Here is a 24,202-nt window from a genome sequence, read left to right on the forward strand (position 1 = left end):
CTTGACCGGCGAGCGCGAGGCATGCGCGAATCGCGCATGGCCCGCGCCTATCTCAGCCTCGGCTCCAACATCGAACCGTGCACCCACCTGCGTGCCGCGCTCGACGAGCTGCGCGCACGCTTCGGTCACATCGTGGTTTCGCCGGCGTACCTCATGCCGGCGCTGGGCATGACCGGCGCGGATTTCGTCAATCTGGCCGCACGCATCGACACCGACCTCGCGCCGGGCGAACTCAACGACTGGCTGCATGCACTTGAGGACCGCCACGGCCGCCGCCGTGACGTGCCGCGCTGGTCCAGCCGCACGCTCGACGTCGATATCGTGCTGTACGACGACCTCGTGCTGACCGGGCCCGGCCATCTCGAGATTCCGCGCGGCGAGCTGCGCCATGCCTTCGTGCTCAAGCCGCTCGTCGACATCGCTGCCGATGTCCGCCACCCGGTAGAGGGAGAAACCCTCGGCGCGCTGTGGCGGCGGCATGCCGAGCATGACCGGGTGTTCGAGATCGTCGCATTGCCGCCCGCATCGTGATTGCGCAGTCGTGCTGCGCCTGCCCGCACGGCAGCGCGATCGCACATGCGCGATGTTCCGACTGGTCAAGCGGGACATCCCGGGAGCGGGAGCGGCGCATCCTGCATCCCTGATCGCCAAGGCCGCGGCATCGGCCACAATGCTTCCGATGCCCCCGCCGCCGACTTGCGCGATACTGCCGGTCCTGTCCCACTGTCCGCGAGAGGTGACTCCATGTTCGCCCGCTTTGCGCAGAGCTGGTCGCTGATCAAGGCCAGTGCCTCGGTGCTGCGTTCCGACAAGGAACTGCTGCTGTTTCCGTTGCTGTCGGCGATCGCGAGCATGGTGGTCGCCGCGAGCTTCATCGTGCCCGCCGTGCTCGGCGGTGCGGTCACCACGCTGGGCGACGGCGGGCATGTCTCGCCCACGCTCTATCTGGGTTTGTTCGCGTTCTACGTCGTGCAGTATTTCGTCATCATCTTCTTCAACACAGCGCTTGTCGGTGCGGCGATGATCCGCTTGCGTGGCGGCGACCCAACCGTGGCCGACGGTTTCCGCATCGCGTTGTCGAAACTTCCGGCGATCCTCGGATACGCGGTCATCTCGGCCACCGTCGGCGTGCTGCTGCGGGCGTTGCAGGAGCGCGCGGGCTTCATCGGGCGGTACGTCGTCGGGCTGATCGGCTTGGCCTGGACGGTCGCCTCGTTCCTGGTCGTGCCGGTGCTGGCCAACCACGACGTCGGCCCGATCGACGCGGTCAAGCGCAGCGCCGAGCTGCTGAAGAAGACCTGGGGCGAGAACCTGATCGGCAACACCGGCATCGGCCTCGTGTTCGGCTTCATCGTGTTCGCCACCGTACTCGTAGGCGGTGGCCTCATCGTGCTCGCCGCGACAACCAAGACGGTCGCGCTGATCGTGGCGGCGGCGCTGCTGGTCGGGGTCGCCGTGCTGATGCTGGTGCTTGTGCAGGCGGCGTTGCAGGGCATCTACTCGGCTGCGCTGTACCGCTATGCGGCTGAAGGGGATGCCGGTAGCGCATTCCAGTCGGCGCTGGTCGCCGACGCTTTCCGCGTCAAGGCCTGAGTCGTCCGCCGCCGGACCGTGCGCCCCGGCGGCGTCAGACGAACAGCGTGCGTCCGCCGTCGACGCGGATGACCTCGCCGGTGGTGAACCCGGCATCGCGCAACAGCCAGAGTACCGCTGCGGCGACGTCGTCGGCGCTGCCGGCGCGTGCAAGTGGCGTGCGCGCGATGATGTCCGTGGGCGGCGCGTAGGGCTTGCCATCCTCGGGCCACATCACGGCACCGGGGGCGACGCCGTTGACGCGCACCTGCGGGGCCAGTTCGCGGGCCAGTGCGCGCGTCATCGCCAGCAGTGCGGCCTTGGCCATGCAGTAGACGCTGTAGCCCGGCAATGGGCGTTCGGCATAGATGTCGACCAGGTTGACGATCGCGCCGTGACGCGCGCGCAAGGCGGGTGCCGCGGCCTGGGTCAGGAACAGCGGCCCGCGCGCGTTGGAATCGAACAGCGCGCTCCAGTCGCCCTGATCGATGCGGCCCAGGGGGGTCGGGAAGAACGCCGAGGCATTGTTGATCAGTGCATCGAGATGACCGAAGCGTGTCACCGTCGCCTCGACCAGTCCTGGCAGGTGCGCGACGTCGGCAAGATCGGCTTCGAGCGCGAGCGTGCTGCCGGGGCGCACCTGTTCGAGTTCCGCGATCAGGGCATCGAGCTCGCTGCGCGAGGTGCGGCAGTGCAGGGCCAGGTCGTAGCCGGCTTCGTGCAGGCGCCGCGCGATCACCGCGCCGACACGGCGCGCGGCACCGGTGACCAGGGCGACCGGGCGCGAGGCGGGTTCTTCCATCGATGGCATCCCCGAGCCGCTGTTATCCTGCACAGAGTGCCGCAAGCCGGCGTCATGAGCCAGCCGTGTCGATTGCCCTGCCACCCCCCGATGCCGATGAACGCGCGCACTCGGCGCGCCTGGTCGCGTTGCTGCGCGAGGAGATCGAACGCCAGGGGCCGATGCCTTTCTCACGCTTCATGGAGCGCTGCCTGTACGCGCCAGGACTCGGCTACTACAGCGCGGGTCGCACCAAGTTCGGCGCGGCGGGTGATTTCGTCACGGCACCCGAGCTCGGCCATCTGTTCGCCGCGAGTCTCGCCGACGCATTCGCGCCGGCGCTGCACGCGGCCGGCAACGAAGCCTGCTTCGTCGAACTCGGCGGCGGCAGCGGCGCCTTTGCCGAAAACGCCCTGCGCGCCTGGATGGATGCGGGCGAACTGCCGGCCCGCTACCGCATCCTCGAACCGAGCGCCGATCTGCGCGAGCGTCAGCGCGAGCGTCTAGCCGCCGTTCTGCCGGCCGAAGTGTTCGCCCGCGTCGACTGGCTCGAACGTCCGCCCGAGGATGCCTGGCGCGGCGTGCTGTTCGCCAACGAGGTCGTCGACGCGCTGCCGGCGACGCGTTTCGCGCTGCGCGATGGCGAGGTGTTCGAGGAGCACGTCGCCGTGGTCGACGATGCCTTCGTGATCGTTGACCGACCAGCCGACGCCCTCGTAACCGCTGCCGTGCGTCACCTTGAGCGCGATCTGGGTGAGTCGTTCGCCGATGGCTATCGCTCCGAGGTGCTGCCGCAGTTGCCGTACTGGATGCAGGCTGTGCTCGGCTCGCTCGAAGCGGGGCTCGCCGTGTTCATCGACTACGGCTATCCGCGTCGCGTCTGCTATCACGCCCAGCGCAGCGACGGCACCCTGGTCTGCCACTATCGCCATCGCGCGCACGCCGATGCCTTGCTGTGGCCGGGCCTGCAGGACATCACCGCCTCGGTCGACTTCACTGCGTTGGCGGAAGCCGGCAACGCTGCCGGTTTCGGCGTCGCCGGCTATGCGCGACAGGGAGCCTTCCTGCTCGCGACCGGCCTCGAGGCGCGTTTCGTGGCCGCCTGCGCGCAGGCCGACGAAGTCACGCGCTACCGCCTCGCCCAAGAGGTCAAGCGTCTGACCCTGCCGGGCGAGATGGGCGAGCGATTCCAGCTCATGCTGTTCGCGCGTGACCTGCCGATCGAAGCCTTGCCACAGGGATTGGCCGCGATCGATGAGCGACGACGCCTGTGAGCGGGATCGTTCGATGCTGAGCTCGCTCGTCTCGCCACTGCGCTTCGGCGTGTTGTTTGCGCTGCTCGCGCTGTTGCTCTGGCGCTGGCTGCCAAGGCCGCTGCGCATGCTGGTGATCATCGTGTCGGTCGGCTGCCTCGCCCTGACCACACCACTGGTCGCCAACACGCTGGTCGGCTGGCAGGAGGCGCGCGTGCCGGCCATGGGCTGTCCGGCGGGGACAGGATCGACGATCGTCGTGCTCGGTGGCGGCGTCAGCCGCGAAGCACGCGGCGATGACGACTTCTCGGCACTGACCGAGGCCAGCCTGCGCCGTTTGTTCGCCGGCGTCGCACTTGCGCGTGCGCAGCCGGATGCGCTGCTGTTGATCTCCGGTGGCGTCAGCCGTTTTGCATTCAGCGAGAGTGGTTTGATGGGTGCGCTTGCGCGCCAGCTCGGCGTCGCGCCGGAACGTCTGCGCCTCGAACACCGGTCGCGCACGACCTGGCAGAACGCGCGCTACTCCTCCGAAATGCAACCGCCGATTGCGCGCCACATCGTGCTGGTGACGTCGGCCCTGCACATGCCGCGGGCGCGTTACGCCTTCGAGCAGGCCGGCTTCGAGGTCTGCGCATGGCCGGTCGACTATCGCCACGCACCCTTCGGCGGCGTTGGCTATTTCCTGCCATCGACGACCGGTCTTCTCAAGGCCGATCTCGTGCTGCACGAACTCGTCGGCGAAGCAGCCTATCGGCTGGGTTGGCTGCGCGACACCACCCGTGACCCGCATCGTGATGCAGGTGAAGGTTGAGCACGTGACGCGGCATTCGCCGCTTTCGACAAACGCCCCCGTGGCACCAGCGGTCAGGGGGCCTTGCGTGCGTCGGCGGTGAGTTCGTTGCGCAGCCACTCATCGAGCAGGCGCTTCTCGTAGCGCAGCGGGTCGCTGGTATTGGCGATCGTGCGGGTGAGGAAGCCGGGGTCGCGCAGCTTGCGCTCGCCTTCGGCGATGACCCGCCCATCGGCGCCGCTCAGAACGAACTTCAGGTCGATTCGCGGCGGATAGATGTCCTTGACGATGCGAACGTCGTCGTAACGCGAGCCGCGCCATGGTTCATACGCACCGGCAAGCTTGATGTCGGTGATGGTCACGTCGAGGCGGTCTCCGGGCGGCAGCACGCGCTCTGCGCTGCGTTGGAGGTGCTTGCGCAGGTCGACGAGCCAGGCTTCGCCGCGTTGCCAGCCGCGGCCGTGCGCTTCCTTCGTCTCGGACAACGAGGCCACGTCTGACCATTCGACACTGACGCGTGAGGGCGGGGCTTCTGCGGCAGCGATGGTGAGCGATGCGGCAGCGAGGCCGGCGAAAAGGAAAGGGCGGAGCAGTGAATATGCAGGGTTCATGTGGGTCACTCTGGGCGGAATGCGGTCAGCGGTGTCGCCTGCAGGGACGCCGCAGGGTACGGCTTCGTCGCAGCCTGTGCCCAACAAAGGGTTCAGGCCAATTGCGGTGACGGCGCAGCGAACGCTCCGCGCGTCAGGTTTTCCGGTTCGCCATCGGTGCAGGCGACGTCGTCCTCGATGCGGATACCGCCGTAGCGGCGGAACCTGTCGACCTTGACCCAGTCGATGTCGCGCGCGGCCGGCTTGTCCTTCAGCGTCGCCAGCAGCATGTCGATGAAGTACAGGCCAGGTTCGATCGTCACCACCATGCCCGGCTCGAGCCTGCGCGTGAGGCGCAGGTAGGGATGTCCGTCAGGTCTGGCGATCGTGCCACCGCGATCGTCGGCGGCGAAGCCGGCGACGTCGTGCACTTGCAAGCCGATGCCGTGACCAAGGCCGTGCGGGAAAAACACCGACGAGATCCCGGTTTCGACTGCCGCCTCCGGCGACAGGCGGATGAATCCGTTGTCGCGCAGGATGCCGGCGAGGGCGAGATGCGCCTGCACGTGCAGGTCACGGTAGTCCTGGCCCGCGCGCACCCTCGCGCACAAGTTCCGCTGGGCGGCGTCGACCGCTTCGACGAGAACCTGGAACTCGTCGTTGCGGTCGTGTGCGTAGGTGCGCGTGATGTCGGCGGCATAGCCGTGGAACGAGGCGCCGGCGTCGATCAGGAACGACAGCGGTCGTGCCGGCGGAGCGTGGTCGAGGTGCATGTAGTGCAACACCGCGGCGTGCTCGTTGAGGCCAATGATGTTCGTGTACGGCAGCTCGTTGTCGGTCTGGCGGGTCGCCTGCACATAGGCGACGTGGATGCCGAACTCCGATTCGCCGGCCCGGAACGCGGCTTCGGCGGCGCGGTGGCCGCGCACGGCGATGCGGTTCGCCACGCGCAGCATCGCCAGTTCGTATGGCGTCTTGCAGGCCCGCTGGTAGTGAAGGTAGTCGATGACGGCCTGCGGATTGTTCGGCACGAAGTCGTCGACCGCGGCATTGGCCTCACCGATGACCGCGCAGTGCACCAGGTTCTTCGGCAGGTGTGCACGCGCCTCCTCGGCCGTGCGGATCAGCGTGATGTCGAAATGCTCGACCCAGTAGCCGGCGGGTGCCTCGGGCACCACATGCCAGTAGTCGTGCGGCTGCAGGTAGATGAGTCTGGGGCGCTGGCCCGGCGTGTACACCAGCCACGAGCCCGGCGCCTTGGTCACCGGCAGCCAGTGTTTGAAATGCGGGTTGACGCAGAACGGATAGTCGCGGTCGTCGAGGAACTGGTAGTGCAGTTGGCCGCTCGGCACGACGAGATGATCGAAGCCGCCGCGCTCGAGCGCGGCCTCGCTGCGCCGCTCCAGCGTGGCGAGGTGGTCGGCGTACAGCGGATGCAGGTCAGGGTGCTGGGTGTCCATCGGGATTCCTCGCGGCAGGCCGATATTGTGCCGCGCTGGCATCGGCAAGGCGATGCGCATGGGCGCATCCTCCGCAACAATCCCGGGCTCGAGCCATCGCCGCCGTTGCTGCCGAGCGCGGCGCGGCGTTGCGCAGCTCGACGGACGGCCAGCCTGCCTTCGCCCTCGGCCATGATCTGCGCTCGCACGGGACGGTGGCGCCGTTGTGGGATTGATCGGAACCACCTTGGTGGCGGACGGGAAACGTCGTGTGCAGTCACCACTGCGCGCCGACTCAACGCTCGATCGGCATGCGGTTGGCGTAGTAGCTGGCGAGTTGGCTGGCCACCGGCGGGTCGAGGTTCGACAACGCGACGATGATCGTGCCGGCTCTTGGGACGACGATCAGTTCGCCGTTCATGCCCGGCGCGCCACCGCCGTGGCCGAAGCGGCGCAGCGGTCCGTTGCCGGCAACGCCGAAACCGAAGCCGTAGCCGCCTTCCGGTGCCTGCGCCATCGTCGCCTGTTCGAACAGGCGCTTCGACAGCAGGCGGCCGTCCATGAGTGCGGCGGCGAAGCGCGCGAGGTCGCCGCTCGTCGACAGGCCGCCGCCGGCAGCCGTACCGCGCCAGGGCAGGGTATCGGCGTTCGACACCCAGGCTTCGCCTTGGCGCATGTAGCCCTTGGCGCGACGCGGCTCGACTTCGGTTTCGGTCGGTGAGGCGGTGTCGCGCATGCCGGCGGGGATGAACACTTTCGCCTTCACGTGTTCGTAGTAACTGGTGCCCGACAGCTTCTCGATGACCGCGCCGAGCAGGACGAAGCCGTAGTTCGAATAGCGTTGTTGCGAGCCCGGATCGAAATCGAGCCCACGCTTGCCGTACAGGCGCAGGTAATCGGCATGGGTCTTCAGCTCGAGGCGGTGGTCGTCGAACTCGGGGCCGAAGATGTCACCGGTGCCACCTGTATGGGTGAGCAGGTGGCGGATGCGTACCTTGTCGGCGACATCGCGGTTCGGGTAGTCGGTCAGCACTTCGCCGACACGAGTGTCCAGGTTGAGCTTGCCGGCATCGACGAACTGCAGGATCGCCACCGCGGTGAACATCTTGTTCATCGAGCCGATGCGGAACCGGGTGTCCGCGACCACCGGCGTGCCGGCTGCGCGATCGGCGAGGCCGACGTTGCGTTCGAAAGCGGTTTCGCCGTCGCGCACGACGAGCACGCGACCACTGAAGCGGTCGGCCGCGGCGAGTGCATCGATGCGCATGTCGAGCGCCCTGGCCGCGCCCTCGGCATCGAGACGCGGGATGGCCAGGTCGGCCGGGCGATCGATCAGTTCGACGCCGAGTTTCAGGCTGGCCGGCTTGCCGGGTTCGAGGCTGGCATCGAGGCGTGCAAGGCCATCGCCCTCGCGCTCGGCTACGAGCAGGCTGATCGATTGCGGTTCGCTGCGCTCGATGCGTACGACGTCGAAGCCGCCGGTGTTCTCGCGCAGTTCGAGCAGGCCCTCGATCGGTGCCTTGCGTTCATAGCGCTCCCTGAACGCCTGCAAGAGCGCGCGATCGCCGGAATTGACCGCTGCGATCCATTCGCCGGCGGCCTTCCCGGCCGGCGTGTCCGGCAGCGGTGTCGCGGCGAGGCCGGTGGTGCCGGCGAGCGTGAGCAGGGCAATGGCGAGAATGCGCAGCATCGGGATGCTCCTGAGTCAGAGAGTTTCCGCAGGGGATGCCATGCAGGCGGATTTGGTTGCAGCCCGCCAACGTGGTTGAATGCGCCCACGCAAGCGGGGGTGCCGGTCGGATGACCGGCTGAGAGAGTCCCTTTGAACCTGATCCGGCCAGTACCGGCGTAGGGAGCTTCGTTGCACAGGTCGAGGTGACTGTGCCGCGCCCGCTTCGTTCCATCCGTCCACGAGGATCGAAGCCGATGAATGCCATTCCGAACTCGCCGTTGCTGCGCGAAGCCGAAACGCTCTCCGCGACCGTCACCGCGCCGATCCCAGGCTCACGCAAGGTCCACGTCGAGGGTTCGCGGGCCGACATCCGCGTGCCGATGCGCGAGATCGTGCTCGAGGACACGCCCAGCGTGTTCGGCGCCGAGAAGAATGCACCGTTCACCGTCTACGACACTTCGGGGCCGTATACCGATCCGGCCCATCGCGTCGACCTGGCCGCCGGCCTGCCCGCCCTGCGCGCACGCTGGATCGACGAGCGCGGTGACACGCAGCGCCTCGCCGATTTCTCCTCGCCATTCACGCGCCGCCACGCCACTGCGGCGCAACTCGATGCAGTGCGTTTCCCGAACGTGCCGAAGCCGCGCATCGCCCGCGCCGGCGCGAACGTCAGCCAGATGCACTATGCGCGCAAGGGCATCGTCACCCCGGAAATGGAATACGTGGCGATCCGCGAGAACCAGAAGCTCGACGCGATCCGCGAGCTGCACCTGCTCAGGCAGCACGCCGGGCAATCATTCGGCGCGGCGATTCCGAAGCTCATCACGCCTGAGTTCGTGCGCGACGAGATCGCACGCGGTCGCGCGATCATTCCGAACAACATCAATCACCCGGAAAGCGAGCCGATGATCATCGGCCGCAACTTCCTCGTGAAGATCAACGCCAACATCGGCAATTCCGCAGTGACGAGTTCGATTGCCGAGGAGGTCGAGAAGATGGTGTGGGCGATCCGGTGGGGCGCCGACACGGTCATGGATCTCTCCACCGGCAAGCACATCCACGAGACGCGCGAGTGGATCATCCGCAACGCACCGGTGCCGATCGGCACGGTGCCGATCTACCAGGCGCTGGAAAAGGTCGGCGGTGTCGCCGAGGATCTCACCTGGGAACTGTTCCGCGACACCCTGATCGAGCAGGCCGAGCAGGGCGTGGACTATTTCACCATCCACGCCGGCGTGCGTTTGCCGTTCATCCCGCTGACCGCGAAGCGTGTCACCGGCATCGTCAGCCGCGGCGGCTCGATCATGGCCAAGTGGTGCCTCGCCCATCACCGCGAGTCGTTCCTGTATGAACGCTTCGAGGAGATCTGCGAGATCATGAAGGCCTATGACGTCGCCTTCTCGCTCGGCGACGGCCTGCGCCCCGGTTCGATCGCCGACGCCAACGACGAGGCGCAGTTCGCCGAGCTCGACACGCTCGGCGAGCTGACCCGGACGGCGTGGAAGCACGACGTGCAGGTCATGATCGAAGGCCCCGGTCACGTGCCGATGCACCTCATCAGGGAGAACATGGAGCGGCAACTGGAGAAGTGCCACGAGGCGCCGTTCTACACACTCGGGCCGCTGACCACCGACATTGCGCCCGGCTACGACCACATCACCAGCGCGATCGGCGCGGCCATGATCGGCTGGTATGGCACGGCCATGCTCTGCTACGTCACGCCGAAGGAGCACCTGGGGCTGCCCGACAAGCAGGACGTGCGCGACGGCATCATCACCTACAAGCTCGCCGCCCACGCCGCCGACCTCGGCAAGGGTCATCCCGGCGCGCAGGCACGTGACAACGCGCTCAGCAAGGCGCGCTTCGAGTTCCGCTGGCAGGACCAGTTCAACCTCGGCCTCGATCCCGAGAAGGCCAGGGAGTTCCACGACGAAACCCTGCCCAAGGACGCCCACAAGACCGCCCATTTCTGCTCGATGTGCGGCCCGAAATTCTGCTCGATGAAGATCACCCAGGACGTGCGTGACTATGCGAAGGAACACGGGCTCGGCGAGACGCAGGCTCTCGATGCCGGCATGGCGGAGAAGGCCAGGGAATTCCGCGCGCAGGGTGGCGAGGTGTATCGGGCAGGCTAGTGCATCCCTGGTCAGAGCATCCCCGGTCACGCGCGATCGCGCCACGGGCCGCAAGCGGGCGGGTCTTCGGCGGATCCGGCGCCGTTGCAGGGCGCGAGGCGGCACTGACGCGCGTACGGCACGCATTCCGGGCGCTGCGGCTTTGCATGGCGTCGCGGGATCGACGAAGCTAGCAGTCGACCAGAGATTCCCTGGCCGCCCCTTTGGATGCCTGCCATGAACGCTGCCGTCGCCTCCGCCCGCAAGCCGCGTCCGCGCGTGGTCCTGATCCTCGGCCTGCTCGGCGTTTACGTGCTCGCCGTGCTCGCGTTGATGTGGTGGTGGGATACCGAGCCGGATCATTTCGATGTGGCGCGCGCGGCGCAGGAACGTGCGGCGGCGCGCAACCAGCAGGTCGTGGTCGGCTCGGCCACGGCTGCCGCGTTGGCCGTTTCGGCCGGACACATGCTCGACAAGCGTGGCGGCTATCTCAGCAACGACCGCTTCCCGCCGGGCGTGCTGATGGACAACCTGCCGAACTGGGAATTCGGCGTGTTGACCGCGACCCGCGACCTGACACGGGCGCTGCGCAACGAGTTCAGCCGCTCGCAGACGCAATCGGTCGAGGACAAGGATCTGATGGAGGCCGACCCGCTGTTCAGTTCGCCGAACGACCGCTGGTTGTTGCCGAGTTCGGAGAGTCAATACCGCAAGGCGATCGCGCGCATCGACGCCTATGCGCAGCGGCTTGCCGACAGTGATCCGCTTGATGCGCAGTTCTACGCGCGCGCCGACAATCTCGCCGACTACCTGCAGGTCGTCTCGACGCGGCTCGGCTCGCTGTCGCAGCGGCTGTCGGCCAGCGTCGGCCAGGTGCGCGTCGACACCGACCTCGCCAATGACCCGACCGCGCAGCAGTCCAAACCCGGCGAGAGCCCGCGCATGGTCAGGACGCCGTGGCTGAAGATCGACGACAACTTCTACGAGGCACGCGGCTACACCTGGGCGTTGCGCCAGCACCTCGAGGCGATCCGCATCGACTTCGCGCCGGTGCTGGTGAACAAGGCGGCGGCGGTCAGCCTCGACCAGGTGATCCGCGAGCTGGAGGAGGCGCAGACCTCACTCGGCAGCCCGATCGTGCTGAACGGCTCGCCTTTCGGTTTCTTCGCCAACCATTCGCTGGTGCTGGCGAACTACGTGTCGCGTGCGAACGCGGCGGTCATCGAACTGCGCGAACTGCTGCGCCGCGGTTGAACGGAGTGAGCGACATGAGCATCGAAGTGAACCACGACCGCGCCGCACAGGCGTTCGTCGCCAGCGTCGACGGGCATCGTTGCGCAATCGACTATGCGCTGTCGGGCAAGACCATGACGATAACGCATACGCGCGTGCCGGAAGCGGTCGGTGGGCGCGGCATCGCCGCCGATCTCACGCGTGCGGCACTCGCAGCGGTGCGTGCGGAGGGCTGGAAGGTCGTGCCGGCATGTTCCTATGTGAGCAGTTTCATCGAACGCCATGCGGAATACGCCGATCTGTTGGCGTGATGGGTGGGCGAGGATGAATCCCCCGGTGCCGTCGCAGGAAACCCTGGTCGGAATCGCCCTACGGGGTGGTTCATACGGGAAGCATCACGGCTGAAGCCGTTTCCTACGGGGCGGTTCATACGGGAAGCATCACCGCTGAAGCCGTTTCCTACGGGGTGGTTCATACGGGAAGCATCACGGCTGAAGCCGTTTCCTACGGGGCGGTTCATACGGGAAGCTCACGCCCGTAGACGTTTCCTGCAACGCTCTTGCATGCACGCCGCGCTTCCCGGCCAGCCCATGTCCCGCCTCAGAACGTCGACGCCGAAAGCGCCACATCGGCGTGGCGCCATGCATCGTCGTAGTCCTTGCGCACCTGCAGCGCCTCGGCATGGCGGTTCTGCGCTTCGAGGCTTTGCGCAAGGCCATGCAGCGACCAGCCGTTGGCCGGGTTGCGGCGCAGTTCGTCACGGTAGACGGCTTCGGCCGCGCCGGCCTGACCGCTGGTCAGCAGCGCGACGCCGAGCGAATGGCGGGTCGGTGCATGCCAGCCCGGTGGTTCGTCGTAGGGGATGCGGTCCTCGAGTTCGACCGCCTCGCGCAGCGCCGCGATTGCCGCTGCGGAGTCTCTCCGCGCCAAGGCGAGTTCGGCATGCAGGGTGCGCTCGGCAATGCGCGCCGCATACGACAGCGGATAGCGTTCCCACATCAGCTTCTTTTCCATCTCCGGATCGGCGGCCAGCGGCGCCAGTGCGTCGAGATGCGCTTTCGCATCGTCGAGCCGCTGCTGGCGTACGGCGGCCATGCCCTGCGCATAGCGCCAGATCGCGCTGACGTAGGCGAGGTCCGGCGCCGGATTCGGCAGCGCGGCGATCTCGTCCCAGCGGCCGAAGCGCACGCGGTCGAACCACGGCGTCATCCAGTAATGCTGCATGGCGTCGTAGCCCGGTTCCCGCATCAGTTCCGGCAAGTCGGTCCGTTCGGCGGTCAGCGCGGCTGCCTGGCGGGCGATTTCGCTGGCCCCTGCCATGCTTGCGGCGAACCACAGGAAATGCGGGTTGTGCGGCACGTAGCCGAGCGGATAGACGCCGCTGGCATTGCCGCGACAGGCAGCGAGGTAGGCATCATCGGCCTCGATCGCGCGTTGGTTTGCGATGACCGCGTCGTGCCAGCGGCCGACGCGCGCATAGATGTGGGCGGGCATGTGCACGAGATGTCCTGAGCCCGGAACCAGCGTGCGCAGGCGGTCGGCCGCTTCGACGCCGCGCTGTGGCTGGTCGGAGGCTTCGACCGCGTGCACGTACAGATGCAGGGCACCGGCATGATCCGGCTTGCGCGCGATCACCGATTCGAGCGCGGCGACGATCGTGGCGGTGTGGCCCTTGGGTTTGAAATCGGCGTCGTAGTAGTCCCAGGGTTGCAGGTTCATCAGCGACTCGGCGTAAAGGGTGGCTGCGTCGAGGTCGTCGGGCGTGCGCGCGGCCAGTTCGCCCATCGCCGCGGCATAGGCCTCGTCGAGCGCGCGCCGGTCCTCGGGCGGGTTTTCGGCATAGCGTGCTTCGAGCGCGCGGATGTAGCCGCGCTCACGTTCGCTGGCCTGTGCGGCGAGCGCTCGGGCCTTCTGCAGGCGCTGCCAGGCCTTGCCGTTGCTCGCCGGGTCCATGCCGGCGTTGACATGTGGCCCGAGCACGAGCGCCGCACCCCACCAGCACATCGTGCAAGCCGGATCGAGCTCGACGGCCTTCAGGAACGAGCGTTCGGCGGCGTCGTGGTTGAAGCCATAGGTCAACATGAGACCCTGGTCGAACCAGCGCTGCACGTCGGAGTGGCTGCTGGTGACGGCAAAGCGGTGTCCGCCGAGGCCGTCGAGCAGGGTGGCGCCAACCAGTTCGCGTGGCGTGTCGGCAGGCGCCGGTCCGGCCGGCGCCGGGACATCATTGGTGCGGCGCGAATAGAGGATGCCGGCGACGACACCAGCGAGCAGCAGGGCGAGGATGAGGGCACGTTGCACGGGGGTGCTCCTGCGCGTTTCCGAACAGGCGTCATACGCTCGTGCAGGGGACGGTGCAAGTCGTCGGTGAGTGGTGCGTGCCGGTTCCGTGCCCGGCCATGGCCGGGCCGAGCCCGACCTCTGCGTGGCCGAAGCCGTTCCCGTGGCAGCCGGGAGCGGAGCAACGGGAATGGGCAACGGGAAAGTGGCCGGCACCGCGCTCGGTGGCCTCATCCGGAATCCGGCTTGCGTCGGAACGCCATCAGCCGCGATCGGATGGGCCAGGGCGTCCCGTCACGCGTTGCGGGTGGTGCGATAGCGCTCGACGCCGGCGAGGATCTCCGCCTTCGCTTCGTCTGCACTGGCCCAACCATCGACGCGCACCCACTTGCCTTTCTCGAGGTCCTTGTAGTGCTCGAAGAAATGGCCGATGCGCTCGAGCCAGTGGCGCGACACCTGGCTGATGTCGGTGATGTGGCCGTAGCCGTCGAACACCTTCGGGATCGGCACGGCGACGAGCTTCTCGTCGCTGCCGGCCTCATCGGTCATGCGCAGCACGCCGACCGGCGTGCAGCGGATCGCCGCGCCCGGCACCAGCGGCAGCGGCAGGATGACCAGCACGTCGAGCGGATCGCCGTCGCCGCCGAGCGTCTCCGGCACGTAGCCGTAGTTGCACGGGTAGCGCATCGGCGTCGACAGCACGCGGTCGACGAAGATCGCGCCGCTGGCCTTGTCGACCTCGTACTTGACCGGCTCGGCATCCTTCGGGATCTCGATGATGACGTTGATCTCGTTCGGCACGTCCCGGCCGGTGGGGATGCGATCGAAAGCCATGGCTGCTCCACTGGAGCCCCGCCTGGGCGGGGCGTATCAAACAAGGGCCACCATGATACGGCAGGATTTGTTGCATTGCAGCAGCGACATCTCCCGTGATTGGGAGTCGAAAGATCGGAGCCGTCCTGTGCGGGCGCAGATCAAGGCGGGACGGCGAAGCCAGACCGGCCTTCTGTCGAGCCGACGCAACGCCGAGCTGCGCCCGCACAGGACGGTGACGCCGTATTGGGATTGATCAGAACCTCCGTACGCCCGGCCTGCTCAACGCTGCTCGAAGTCGCCGTGGAAGAACGCGTCACCACGAAATTCGTAGGCGCCGATGTCGGCCTTCGAATTGACCGGATCGTTGCGATAGGCGGGGTCGCTCCAGGCACGCGCGAATCCGGTACCGCGCTGGTCCCAGGCGAGAGTGCCGGGGTTGGCGCCGCGGTCGATCGCCGGGCTGGTGCGTGCGAGCGGATGCACCGGCACGAAGCCACCGCCGTCGGTGGTGGTCAGCGGTTTCAGTTGCGCGACGGTGGCGAACTGGTTGCGCTGGTTCGTGCCGTTGATCTCGACTGCGCCCGGCATCGTGCGGAACAGCGAATCGCTGGCGTTGACGATGCTCGGATTGCTCGGTGAACTCGATTCGTGGGCGAGATCGTTCGGCGTCGCCGCCGTGCCGCTGGTGTTGTCGTCGAACAGCGTCGAGACGATGTCGACCGTGGTGCCGGTCGATGCCACCCACAGCGCGCCGTTCCTTGGTGCCGGGTTCGCCGAGAGCGGTGCGACGCGATTTGCCGCGAATGTCGAATTGCGCAGGATCGTGTGGCCGCCGCTGATCGCCAGCGCGCTGGCGACACCGGCCGGATGGCGTGTCACGTTGGCCGAGAACGTCGTGTTCTCGATGATCGAGCCATCGGCGGAGGCGTCGTTCGAGCCGGCGTAGTTGATGGCGCCGCCGTAGGGTTCGCCGGTCGAATTGCCGACGAAGGCACTGCCGGAGACGCGGAATGCGCTCATCGTGCCGGCATCGATGGCGCCACCGGTATGCGCGGCCGTGTTGTCCTGGAACAAGGTGTCGGTGATGAGCGCGCGTGCACGCGGCGAGGAAATGCGCACGGCGCCACCGAAGTTTGCGCTGTTGCCGGCGAGGTAGCTGCGCGCGATCGTCAGCGTGCCGGCACTGAACTGGATCGCTCCGCCCGCGCCCTGGCCGGTCGACGGCGCGCGATTGTTGGTGAGGATCACCGAATCGAGATCGAGGTCGGCTTCCGAGAAGTGGATCGCGCCGCCACGGTAGGTCGCTTCATTGTCGCTGAAGATCGTGGCGATGACGCTCAGGTCGTCGTCGTAGCCCAGGATCGCTGCACCGCTCTCGGCGCGGCCGCGCGCGAGCGTGAGCCCGCTGATGACGACGATGCGCGGGCTGCCGCCGGTGCGCTCGACGCGCAGCAGACGGGTCGCGTTGCCGCCGTCCAGGGTGAGCAGGTATGCGCCGGGCCCGGCGATCGTCATGCTGTTGGTGATGCGGAGCTCGCTGGCCAGTGCGATCGTACCGGTCAGGCCCGGCTGGAAGGCGACGACATGTGGCGCTCCTGCCGCGCCATTGGCCTGTTCGATGGCCGCGCGCAGACTGCCCGCGCCGCTGTCGGCCAACGAAGTAACGTTGAAGGTGGCGGCCCGTGCCGGTACGGCCAGGCTGGAGAGGACGGCAAGGCAGATGGGGATGATGCGGTTCATTGCGGGCTCCGGCAGTGGAAGCCGGCGGCGTCATCGCCGCGGCATCCTTCACGACGCGGCGCGGTGATGATTGCTATCACCGGTCGGTCGGCGCGGGGATGACATTGGGGGCTTGCCGGGCCGGCGCGCTTGCGATTGACTGCGTGCACCCCCGCCAATGTCCGATCGTCATGGATTCCGCGCCGCCCGAGAGCGTCACCTGCCAGGACGTCACCGTGCTCCTGCATGCCTGGGGCAGTGGCGATGCGGCCGCGGCCGAGCGGCTGACCGAGATCGTCTACGCGCAGGTGCGCGCAATGGCCGGCAAGCATCTGCGCCGCAACGCCGCCGGTGCGACCCTCCAGGCCACGGAACTCGCCCATGAGACCTTCGTGCGTCTGCTCGAGGCCGGCATCGCCTGGCGCGACCGCCGTCATTTCTATGGCGTGGTCGGAGCGGCGCTGCGCAACATCCTCATCGACAGCGCGCGTGCGCGCGGCGCGGAAAAGCGCGGCGGTGGCCAGGTGCACGTGACCCTGTCGGCCGCCGACGAGGTGATCGGCGCAGGCAACGAGGTCGACGCGCTCGCCGAAGCCCTGCAGCGTCTGCGTGAGCTCGACGCGCGCAAGGGCGAGATCGTCGAGTTCCACTACCTGCTGGGCCTGAAGCGCGAGGAGATCGCGGCAGTCGTTGGCGTGTCGGTGCCGACCGTCGACCGCGACCTGCGCTTCGCCAAGGCCTGGTTGCGCGAGCAGTTGCAGGCATGAGCGACGCGCGCTGGCGACGCCTGCAGGAGTTGTTCGAGATGCTGGTGGCAATGCCATCCGGCGAACGCGAGGCCTGGCTGGCCGATCATGAAGCTGATGCCGCGCTGCGTGCCGAGGCGCTGGCCCTGGTCGCGCATGACCAAGGCGATAGTGTATTGACCGCGCGCCTCGCCGATGCTGCCGAAGGAATGTCCGCTGGCGATGCGGTTGCGGGCACGCGTCTCGGCCCGTACCGCCTGCGCGAGGAGATCGGCAGCGGCGGCATGGGTACGGTGTTCCTCGCCGAGCGTGTCGATGCCGAATTCGATCGCCTCGTCGCGATCAAGCTGATCCGCGGCATCGCCACGCGCGACGCCAGTCAGCGCCTGCGCCGCGAGCGCCAGATCCTCGCCGACCTTGCCCATCCGAACATCGCGCGCCTGCTCGACGGCGGCACCAACGACTCGGGCCAGCCCTACCTGGTGATGGAGTACATCGAGGGCGCCAGCATCACCGACTATGCGCGCGCGCAGCGCCTGCCGCGCGTGCGTCGCCTGCGCCTGCTGCAACAGGTCTGCCGGGCCGTGCACTACGCGCACCAGCGTCTGGTCATCCACCGTGACCTCAAGCCTGCCAACGTGCTCGTGCGCGCCGACGGCGCGCCGGTGCTGCTCGATTTCGGCATCGCCAAGCTGCTAGATGCCGAAAGCTCAGGTCCACAGCAGACGCAGACCGGCATGCCGTGGTTCACGCCCGCCTATGCCAGCCCCGAGCAGCGCGCCGGCAAGCGCGTCAGCACGGCCACCGACATCTACGGCCTCGGTGCGCTGATGTTCCAGTTGTTGACCGATGAGGTACCCGCGCCGGATGCCGAAGGCCGCCTGCCACCGCCGAGCACGCGCCGCAACGACACCGGTGAGCGCGGCGGCGACCGTGACCTCGACATCATCGTCGGCAAGGCCGCGCATGCGGACCCGGATCGCCGCTATGCTTCGGCCGAGGCGCTTGCCAACGACATCGAACGCTACCTGCGCGGACGCCCGATCCAGGCCGCGCCGGACAGCGTCGGCTACCGCATCGCCAAGTTCGTCGGCCGGCATCGCTGGGCTACCGCGGCCAGCGTGTTGCTGGTGCTGCTTGCATTCGCTTTCGTGTGGAAGCTGTCGGTCGAAAACGAACGCGCACGCCGCGCCGAAGAACGCGCGCAACGCGAGTCGCTGACCGCCGGGCGCGTCGTCGAGACGATGATCGGCCTGTTCGACGCGGCTTCGCCGGAGAAGGTTGGCCTGCGCCCGATCACCGCCCTGGAACTCGTCGACACCGGCATGCAGAACCTCGACGCCCGGCTCGCCGAGGAGGCGCAGCCGAAGGCACGCCTGACCGCGGCGCTCGCCGAGATCTACGGCAGGCTCGGCCAGAACGAGAAGGGCCTCACCGCCATCGCCGAGGCGATCGCGCTGCAACGCACCCTCGATGACGCGCGCTGGCTCGCGCGCTATCTGCAGGTGCAGGGTGCTCTGCTCAATGCCAGTGCTCGTTATGCGCAGGCCTCCGCCGTGCTCGACGAAGGCATCGCCCTGCTCGAAGGCGATCCCGGGGCCGATCCCGCCACCATGGCCGAATTGCTGACCACGCGCTCACTCGTGCGCAGCCGCGTCGGCCAGGTGGTTGCCGGCATTGCCGATGCCGAACGCGCGACCGCGTTCGCGCGTACCGCCGGCGAACGTTCCGCGAACCTGCTCGGCGAAGCCGGCAACGCCCTCAGCGAAGGCTATCTGCGCAACGGCGAGGCCGAACGCGCGATCTCGATCTCGCGTGCCAACGTCACCATGCTCGAAGGCGCGCCCGATCCCGGCAACACATTGTCCCTGGCACGCGAATACCTCGCCGCCGCACTGGCCGAACACGGCGAACTGGCCGAAGCGGAAGCGCTCATGCGCGCCCAGCTCGAGGAGCGCGGCAAGCACCTCGATCCCGGCAGCGACTGGCTCATCACCCAGCGCAACCAGCTCGCGGCGATCGTGCGCAACCTCGGCCGGCCGCTTGAGGCCGCGCAGTTGCTGAGCGAGAACGTCACGGCGATGCGTGCGCGTGGCGAAACGACCACACCGTCGTACATGGTCGCGTTGAACAACCTCGGCTCGGTCGCCGAGCACGTCGGCGACTACGCCACCGCCGAACCCTTGCTGCGCGAGGCGTTGCGCCTGGCGCTGGCCGAGAACGATCCATCGAGTTCGCGCCCCGACATCTACCGGCAGAACCTGGCGCGTGTGTTGCTGTTCTCGGGGCGCTACAAGGAGGCGCTGCCGTTGCTCGAGCCCGAGATCGTCGACGATGGCTCGGTCGAGCGGCGAGTCGATCGTCTGCGCCGCCTCATCCACCTCGCCGAATGGCACCGTCGCAATGGTCAGCTCGAAACGGCGGAGCAGTGGATCGCCCAGGCCGAACGCAACCTCGAGGAGAACTTCGGTCCCGAGCATGTGCGCGCCGGCGCGGTATTGCGCGCAAAGGCCCTCGTTGCGCGCGATCGCGGCGACCTTGCCTCTGCCGAATCCGATCTGCGCCGCGCGCTCGCCGTGGTCGAGAAGGGTCTGGGCGCCGAGTCGAACCCGGTGACCGAACTGCGCCTCGACCTCGCCGACGTGCTGCTGCGTGCCGGTCAGCGCGATGAGGCGCGGGTCCTGATCGAACGCGTGCACACCAACGTCTACACGAAGTTCATGCTCGACTCGCCGCCGTGCGTGCAGTTCGAAACCCTCGCCGCGAAACTCGACGTGAAGACCACCTTGTCGGAACGGCGCAGGGCGGCAGATCCGGGCTGAGTCCGCCTCGCGCGGTACGCGTTGTCGATCCGCGCGCAGTCGCGCCATCCCCATGGTGGCGCGGAGCGCGTGCCGGCCGCTGGCAGCGCCACGAAAAAGGCCCCGCTTTCGCGGGGCCTTCGTTTCGACGCGGACTTTCGATCAGAGCAGCGGTACGAGCAGCTTGCCCTCACCCCATCCCTCTCCCGCAAGCGGGAGAGGGGGAGCCGGTGCCGTGCGGGTTCGTCTTCGGCCATGTTGCGAAGACGTGCACGGCGCTGCCTACAGCAAGGGCACGAGCAGCAGGGCAACGATGTTGATGATCTTGATCAGTGGATTCACCGCCGGACCGGCAGTGTCCTTGTACGGATCGCCGACGGTGTCGCCGGTGACGGCTGCCTTGTGCGCGTCGGAGCCCTTGCCGCCGAAGTTGCCATCTTCGATGTACTTCTTGGCATTGTCCCAGGCACCGCCGCCGGTGGTCATCGAGATCGCCACGAACAGGCCGGTGACGATGGTGCCGATCAGCATGCCGCCGAGCGCCTGCGCGCCGGCGAGCGGGCCGGCGACGAAGCCGATGCCGAAACCGATGACGACCGGTACCAGCACGGGCAGCAGCGAGGGCAGCATCATTTCGCGGATCGCCGAGCGCGTCAGCAGGTCGACCGCGCGCGAGTAGTCGGGCTTGGCCTTGCCTTCCATGATGCCCTTGATCTCGCGGAACTGGCGGCGCACTTCCTCGACCACCGAGCCGGCTGCACGGCCGACCGCCTCCATCGCCATCGCTCCGAACAGGTACGGGATCAGGCCGCCGATCAGAAGGCCGATGATCACGTAGTGGTTGGAGATGTCGAAGGTGTAGATCTGGTTCGGGTGCTCGACGGCAAGCTTGTGCGTGTAGTCGGCGAACAGGACCAATGCGGCAAGGCCGGCCGAACCGATCGCATAGCCCTTGGTGACCGCCTTGGTGGTGTTGCCGACGGCGTCGAGCGGATCGGTCACGGCACGCACCTCGCTCGGCAGCTCGGCCATCTCGGCGATGCCGCCGGCGTTGTCGGTGATCGGGCCGTAGGCGTCGAGGGCGACGATCATGCCGGTCATCGACAGCATCGCGGTCGCGGCGACGGCGATGCCGTAGAGGCCGCCGAAGTGGTAGGCCGCCCAGATCGCGATGCACACTGCGATCACCGGCCAGGCCGTCGACTTCATCGACACGCCGATGCCGGCGATGATGTTGGTCGCATGGCCAGTGGTTGAGGCTTGGGCGACATGGCGCACCGGCTTGTACTCGGTGGCCGTGTAGTACTCGGTGATGACGACCATCGCGCCGGTCAGCAGCAGGCCGATCAGGCCGCACCAGAACAGGTTGATGGACGGGATCACGCTGCCCGCGGCGACTTCGAGCCCGCCCGGGAACAGTTCGCGGGTGACGAACCAGAACGCCACCGCCGAGAGCAGGGCCGAGACGATCACGCCCTTGTACAGCGCGTTCATGATTTTCGCGCCCGGCTTGGTGGTGACGAAGAACGTGCCGATGATCGAGGCGACGATCGACACGCCGCCGAGCAGGATCGGGTAGAGCACGGCGTTGGCATTGCCGGCAAACATCACGCCGCCGAGCAGCATCGTCGCAATCAGGGTGACCGCGTAGGTCTCGAACAGGTCGGCCGCCATGCCGGCGCAGTCGCCGACGTTGTCGCCGACGTTGTCGGCGATCACCGCCGGATTGCGCGGATCGTCCTCGGGAATGCCCGCCTCGACCTTGCCGACCAGGTCCGCGCCGACGTCGGCACCCTTGGTGAAGATGCCGCCGCCGAGGCGCGCGAAGATCGAGATCAGCGAGGAGCCGAAGGCGAGGCCGACCAGCGCGTGCAGGGCCTGGTCCGGCGTGTGGCCGAGGCGGGCGAGCGCGACGTAGTAGCCGGCCACGCCGAGCAGGCCGAGGCCGACCACGAGCATGCCGGTGATCGCGCCGCCGCGGAAGGCGACCGCGAGTGCCGCGCCGAGGCCGCTGCGCGCCGCCTCCGCCGTGCGCACGTTGGCACGCACCGAGACGTTCATGCCGATGTAGCCGGCCAGGCCGGACAGTGCCGCGCCGACCGCGAAGCCGACCGCCGTGCTCCAGTCGAGGCCGAAGCCCATGACCACGAACAGGACCGCACCGACGATGCCGATCGTCGTGTACTGGCGATTCAGATAGGCCTTGGCGCCGACCTGGATCGCCGAGGCGATCTCCTGCATGCGCTCGTTGCCGGCCGACTTGGCCATGATCCAGCGGATCGACCAGATGCCATACAGGATCGCCAGGGCCGCGCAGATCAGCGAAATGAGCAAACCGTGTTGCTGCAACATCTATTCCTCCCCGAAGAACAGGCTAGAGAATCCGAAGGCGGTTGGGATTGCGAGCCGGAGAAACCCTGATACTTCTGATCACGACCGAAGCCGCTCCCATGAATCCAAGCCCTGTGCGAGCGGCGTGGGCAGCGAAAGGCTTGATCAGGGGTTCCCCAAAGCTGGTCGAGTATAGCCATCCACGGCTGCGACCGGATGGTGCGTTGCAATAACCGACTGCGTCAGGTCGCCGCGGCGCGGTTCCCGGACGTGGCGTCGGCTGTTGTGCCGGCGCCCAGGGCGAGCAGCAGGGCCATTGGCGCGAACACGATCGGCCAGGTCAGATAGCGCGTCTCCGCGCCAGGCGCGATCAAGGCGAAGCCGGCCGCATGCAGCAGCAGGCTTCCCGCAAACAGGCCGGCCAGATGCGCCATGAACCGGGTCCGCCGTCGCCAGGAGACGATCAGGGCGAGGCCGGCCAGCGCCAGCGCAGGCCACGCGCTCGACCAAAAGCCACCCCCACGCAGCTGCGCGCCGACGTCGAGCAGGCGCGCATGCATGGCCGCAGCGAGCGGCGCGGCCACCGGCGGATTGTCGGCCCAGGCGTGGTATTCGATGAAATACGGAATGCCGCGACGCCCGTCGACCTCGATGCCCGCCATCAGGGCGAACGTGCGCAGACGGTGTCGTGCGTAGGCGAGCGGGTGTCGCAGCACGGCCCTGGACCAGGCTGCACGGATCGCCGCCAGTTGCCCTGGCGCGTACTCGCTTCCTTTCTGTAGCCCGCTCTTCATGCCCGAGCGCGAACGCGCGAACAGGAAGGTATTGCTGGTCGGATCAAAGGCGCCGGTGTCGACGAGCTCGGCGACATCGAGTCCGGGCCCATGGCTGAAGGGCGGCAGCAGCAGTTCGCCGCTCGCGACCGAGAGCGCGGCCAGATCCCACAGGGCGATCGACGGCCACACCGTGTGGCGCTGGCTGACGAAGGCGCGATCGAGCGCGAACGAGGTCGCGAACGTGAGCGCGAGCAGCGCAGTGACGAAGGCCGCGCGCGCACGCCTCGGCGCCAGCACCACGGCCAGCGCCGGCATCAGCGGCAAGGTCGCCAGGATCGCGTTGTGGCGGATGCATCCGGCATACACGATCAGGATCGCCGCGCACCAGGCACTCCAGCGTCGACCGCGGGTCGCGGCATGCGCGACCAGTCCGCAGGCGCAGGTGAGCACGGCGGCGAGATGCGCGTCGGACAGCAGGTGACCGAGCTGCAGGAGGGTCAGCGGCTGCAGGCCGATCGCAAGCATCGCCAGCGCGCGCCATCCCGCCGGCCCGCGTAGCACCGCGGCACACAGGCCGAGCCCGCACCAGAACAACGCGAGGTTCAGCACGAGCAGGCTCGCCGCATCACCGCCGAGGGAAAGCAGCAGCGACCAGATGAGCGGCATCGCCACTGGCGTCGTGTTCCAGAACTGCCCGGTGCGCGCCTGCCAGAGTTGCGTCGCCGCATCGAACGGATACTGGCCCGGGTGGACGAGCAGCAGGGCGATGGCGAAGCCAAGCATGGCAGCACCGGCGACGAGCCAGTCGTGCCTTTGCGGCGGAGACATGCGTGGCGCGGACGGCAATTGAGTATTCGACGTCATCGCGCCGGATGGTAGCCGCATCGCAGGTTGAGGGATGCCTTGGTCCTTTCAGCGAAGATGTCACGACCTCCGCAAGGTAGCGGCTGCCGCTTTCCGGCTTTCCCGCCCTGCTCCCGGCTTCGATGGTCCCTGGACTCGCGATCGGCGTCGCCCTGTTGCAAGCATCCGCCAAGCGGCGCAGGTTCGCGCCCTCGCGTTGCAAGAGGTTCTGCGGCACGACATTCCAGGGCGCCGATCCACGGCACGGGAATGAAACAGGACTCCGGGGAACAGGGGCTCCGGGGTGTGACGGGATCGTCCATCGCTATCCAAGGGAAGGCGCCATGCAAGGCATTCACTCCGCGCGCTCGCGCGCATCGGTTTTTCTCTCTTTTTCTCCCTATGTTTCGGTTCATCGCGCCTTCCCCGGAAAGGCGCGATGAACC

General features: G+C 67.6%; 18 protein-coding genes and 1 riboswitch. Of the genes, 9 read left to right on the forward strand and 9 right to left on the reverse strand.

Features of this window, described 5'->3' with window-relative positions; all coding sequences use genetic code 11:
- Window positions 1–36: 36 nt before the first annotated feature.
- Both folK and KF907_RS06575 read left to right on the forward strand, forming a co-directional pair.
- Entirely contained in the window at window positions 37–531 is a 495-nt protein-coding gene (gene folK, locus KF907_RS06570) for a 2-amino-4-hydroxy-6-hydroxymethyldihydropteridine diphosphokinase (RefSeq protein WP_291220262.1), read from the forward strand.
- A gap of 213 nt (window positions 532–744) precedes the next feature.
- Entirely contained in the window at window positions 745–1,593 is an 849-nt protein-coding gene (locus KF907_RS06575) for a DUF6159 family protein (protein WP_291219180.1), read from the forward strand.
- 34 nt (window positions 1,594–1,627) lie between these two features.
- Here the strand turns inward: KF907_RS06575 and KF907_RS06580 are convergent, their stop codons facing one another.
- Window positions 1,628–2,374: a pteridine reductase gene (locus KF907_RS06580; protein ID WP_291219181.1), complete on the reverse strand. Its 747-nt coding sequence runs from the start codon at window positions 2,372–2,374 to the stop codon at window positions 1,628–1,630.
- Window positions 2,375–2,439: 65 nt separating this feature from the next.
- Between KF907_RS06580 and KF907_RS06585 the strand changes: the two genes are divergently transcribed.
- Together KF907_RS06585 and KF907_RS06590 are read left to right on the forward strand one after the other, a co-directional pair.
- Window positions 2,440–3,627, forward strand: coding sequence for a class I SAM-dependent methyltransferase (locus KF907_RS06585; protein WP_291219182.1), 1,188 nt, complete (start codon window positions 2,440–2,442; stop codon window positions 3,625–3,627).
- 13 nt (window positions 3,628–3,640) lie between these two features.
- The gene (locus KF907_RS06590) at window positions 3,641–4,417 is read left to right on the forward strand and encodes a YdcF family protein (protein WP_291219183.1); all 777 of its coding nucleotides are present in this window, start codon (window positions 3,641–3,643) and stop codon (window positions 4,415–4,417) included.
- A gap of 53 nt (window positions 4,418–4,470) precedes the next feature.
- Here the strand turns inward: KF907_RS06590 and KF907_RS06595 are convergent, their stop codons facing one another.
- From KF907_RS06595 to KF907_RS06605, 3 genes are all read right to left on the reverse strand, one after another.
- Window positions 4,471–5,007 carry a DUF3016 domain-containing protein gene (locus tag KF907_RS06595; protein ID WP_291219185.1) on the reverse strand — a complete coding sequence of 179 codons (537 nt, stop codon included), beginning with the start codon at window positions 5,005–5,007 and terminating at the stop codon, window positions 4,471–4,473.
- A gap of 92 nt (window positions 5,008–5,099) precedes the next feature.
- Window positions 5,100–6,446 carry a Xaa-Pro dipeptidase gene (gene pepQ, locus KF907_RS06600; protein ID WP_291220263.1) on the reverse strand — a complete coding sequence of 449 codons (1,347 nt, stop codon included), beginning with the start codon at window positions 6,444–6,446 and terminating at the stop codon, window positions 5,100–5,102.
- A 274-nt stretch (window positions 6,447–6,720) separates the two neighbouring features.
- Window positions 6,721–8,115, reverse strand: coding sequence for a serine hydrolase domain-containing protein (locus tag KF907_RS06605; RefSeq protein WP_291219186.1), 1,395 nt, complete (start codon window positions 8,113–8,115; stop codon window positions 6,721–6,723).
- An 85-nt stretch (window positions 8,116–8,200) separates the two neighbouring features.
- A riboswitch (TPP riboswitch) is annotated at window positions 8,201–8,297 on the forward strand.
- Window positions 8,298–8,351: 54 nt separating this feature from the next.
- Here KF907_RS06605 and thiC point away from each other — a divergent pair.
- From thiC to KF907_RS06620, 3 genes are all read left to right on the forward strand, one after another.
- On the forward strand, window positions 8,352–10,232 hold the full coding sequence (gene thiC / locus KF907_RS06610) for a phosphomethylpyrimidine synthase ThiC (RefSeq protein ID WP_291219187.1): 1,881 nt from the start codon (window positions 8,352–8,354) through the stop codon (window positions 10,230–10,232).
- Between the two features lie 216 nt (window positions 10,233–10,448).
- On the forward strand, window positions 10,449–11,465 hold the full coding sequence (locus KF907_RS06615) for a DUF2333 family protein (protein WP_291219188.1): 1,017 nt from the start codon (window positions 10,449–10,451) through the stop codon (window positions 11,463–11,465).
- Between the two features lie 14 nt (window positions 11,466–11,479).
- A complete protein-coding gene (locus tag KF907_RS06620) occupies window positions 11,480–11,755 on the forward strand; it encodes a GNAT family N-acetyltransferase (protein ID WP_291219189.1) in 276 nt (91 codons plus the stop codon).
- Window positions 11,756–12,044: 289 nt separating this feature from the next.
- Here KF907_RS06620 and KF907_RS06625 read toward each other — a convergent pair whose 3' ends face one another.
- The 3 genes from KF907_RS06625 to KF907_RS06635 form a co-directional block, all read right to left on the reverse strand.
- Window positions 12,045–13,745, reverse strand: coding sequence for a tetratricopeptide repeat protein (locus KF907_RS06625; protein ID WP_291219191.1), 1,701 nt, complete (start codon window positions 13,743–13,745; stop codon window positions 12,045–12,047).
- 273 nt (window positions 13,746–14,018) lie between these two features.
- Window positions 14,019–14,558, reverse strand: a complete 540-nt coding sequence (ppa, locus tag KF907_RS06630) for an inorganic diphosphatase (RefSeq protein WP_291219193.1) — start codon at window positions 14,556–14,558, stop codon at window positions 14,019–14,021.
- A gap of 261 nt (window positions 14,559–14,819) precedes the next feature.
- Complete coding sequence (locus KF907_RS06635) at window positions 14,820–16,280, reverse strand: choice-of-anchor Q domain-containing protein (protein ID WP_291219195.1); 1,461 nt, start codon at window positions 16,278–16,280, stop codon at window positions 14,820–14,822.
- Between the two features lie 170 nt (window positions 16,281–16,450).
- Here KF907_RS06635 and KF907_RS06640 point away from each other — a divergent pair, with 170 nt between their 5' ends.
- Together KF907_RS06640 and KF907_RS06645 are read left to right on the forward strand one after the other, a co-directional pair.
- Window positions 16,451–17,026 carry an ECF-type sigma factor gene (locus KF907_RS06640; RefSeq protein ID WP_291219197.1) on the forward strand — a complete coding sequence of 192 codons (576 nt, stop codon included), beginning with the start codon at window positions 16,451–16,453 and terminating at the stop codon, window positions 17,024–17,026.
- Window positions 17,023–19,827 carry a serine/threonine-protein kinase gene (locus KF907_RS06645; RefSeq protein WP_291219198.1) on the forward strand — a complete coding sequence of 935 codons (2,805 nt, stop codon included), beginning with the start codon at window positions 17,023–17,025 and terminating at the stop codon, window positions 19,825–19,827. Before KF907_RS06640 ends, KF907_RS06645 begins: the two co-directional genes overlap by 4 nt.
- A 261-nt stretch (window positions 19,828–20,088) precedes the next feature.
- Here the strand turns inward: KF907_RS06645 and KF907_RS06650 are convergent, their stop codons facing one another.
- Window positions 20,089–22,158 (reverse strand): sodium-translocating pyrophosphatase, encoded by a 2,070-nt coding sequence (locus KF907_RS06650; RefSeq protein ID WP_291219200.1) that lies wholly within the window; start codon window positions 22,156–22,158, stop codon window positions 20,089–20,091.
- A gap of 221 nt (window positions 22,159–22,379) precedes the next feature.
- Window positions 22,380–23,741 (reverse strand): hypothetical protein, encoded by a 1,362-nt coding sequence (locus KF907_RS06655; RefSeq protein WP_291219202.1) that lies wholly within the window; start codon window positions 23,739–23,741, stop codon window positions 22,380–22,382.
- Between the last annotated feature and the right edge of the window lie 461 nt (window positions 23,742–24,202).

Source organism: Dokdonella sp. (assembly GCF_019634775.1).
Lineage (GTDB): Bacteria > Pseudomonadota > Gammaproteobacteria > Xanthomonadales > Rhodanobacteraceae > Dokdonella.

Bases quoted from the DNA above. Each gene is read 5' to 3' on its own strand.
- KF907_RS06655 (WP_291219202.1), bottom strand. From the start codon at position 23,741: ATGTCTCCGCCGCAAAGGCACGACTGGCTCGTCGCCGGTGCTGCCATG.
- KF907_RS06605 (WP_291219186.1), bottom strand. From the start codon at position 8,115: ATGCTGCGCATTCTCGCCATTGCCCTGCTCACGCTCGCCGGCACCACC.
- thiC (WP_291219187.1), top strand. From the start codon at position 8,352: ATGAATGCCATTCCGAACTCGCCGTTGCTGCGCGAAGCCGAAACGCTC.
- KF907_RS06590 (WP_291219183.1), top strand. From the start codon at position 3,641: ATGCTGAGCTCGCTCGTCTCGCCACTGCGCTTCGGCGTGTTGTTTGCG.
- ppa (WP_291219193.1), bottom strand. From the start codon at position 14,558: ATGGCTTTCGATCGCATCCCCACCGGCCGGGACGTGCCGAACGAGATC.
- KF907_RS06645 (WP_291219198.1), top strand. From the start codon at position 17,023: ATGAGCGACGCGCGCTGGCGACGCCTGCAGGAGTTGTTCGAGATGCTG.
- folK (WP_291220262.1), top strand. From the start codon at position 37: ATGGCCCGCGCCTATCTCAGCCTCGGCTCCAACATCGAACCGTGCACC.
- pepQ (WP_291220263.1), bottom strand. From the start codon at position 6,446: ATGGACACCCAGCACCCTGACCTGCATCCGCTGTACGCCGACCACCTC.
- KF907_RS06635 (WP_291219195.1), bottom strand. From the start codon at position 16,280: ATGAACCGCATCATCCCCATCTGCCTTGCCGTCCTCTCCAGCCTGGCC.
- KF907_RS06595 (WP_291219185.1), bottom strand. From the start codon at position 5,007: ATGAACCCTGCATATTCACTGCTCCGCCCTTTCCTTTTCGCCGGCCTC.
- KF907_RS06580 (WP_291219181.1), bottom strand. From the start codon at position 2,374: ATGGAAGAACCCGCCTCGCGCCCGGTCGCCCTGGTCACCGGTGCCGCG.
- KF907_RS06640 (WP_291219197.1), top strand. From the start codon at position 16,451: ATGGATTCCGCGCCGCCCGAGAGCGTCACCTGCCAGGACGTCACCGTG.
- KF907_RS06650 (WP_291219200.1), bottom strand. From the start codon at position 22,158: ATGTTGCAGCAACACGGTTTGCTCATTTCGCTGATCTGCGCGGCCCTG.
- KF907_RS06575 (WP_291219180.1), top strand. From the start codon at position 745: ATGTTCGCCCGCTTTGCGCAGAGCTGGTCGCTGATCAAGGCCAGTGCC.
- KF907_RS06615 (WP_291219188.1), top strand. From the start codon at position 10,449: ATGAACGCTGCCGTCGCCTCCGCCCGCAAGCCGCGTCCGCGCGTGGTC.
- KF907_RS06620 (WP_291219189.1), top strand. From the start codon at position 11,480: ATGAGCATCGAAGTGAACCACGACCGCGCCGCACAGGCGTTCGTCGCC.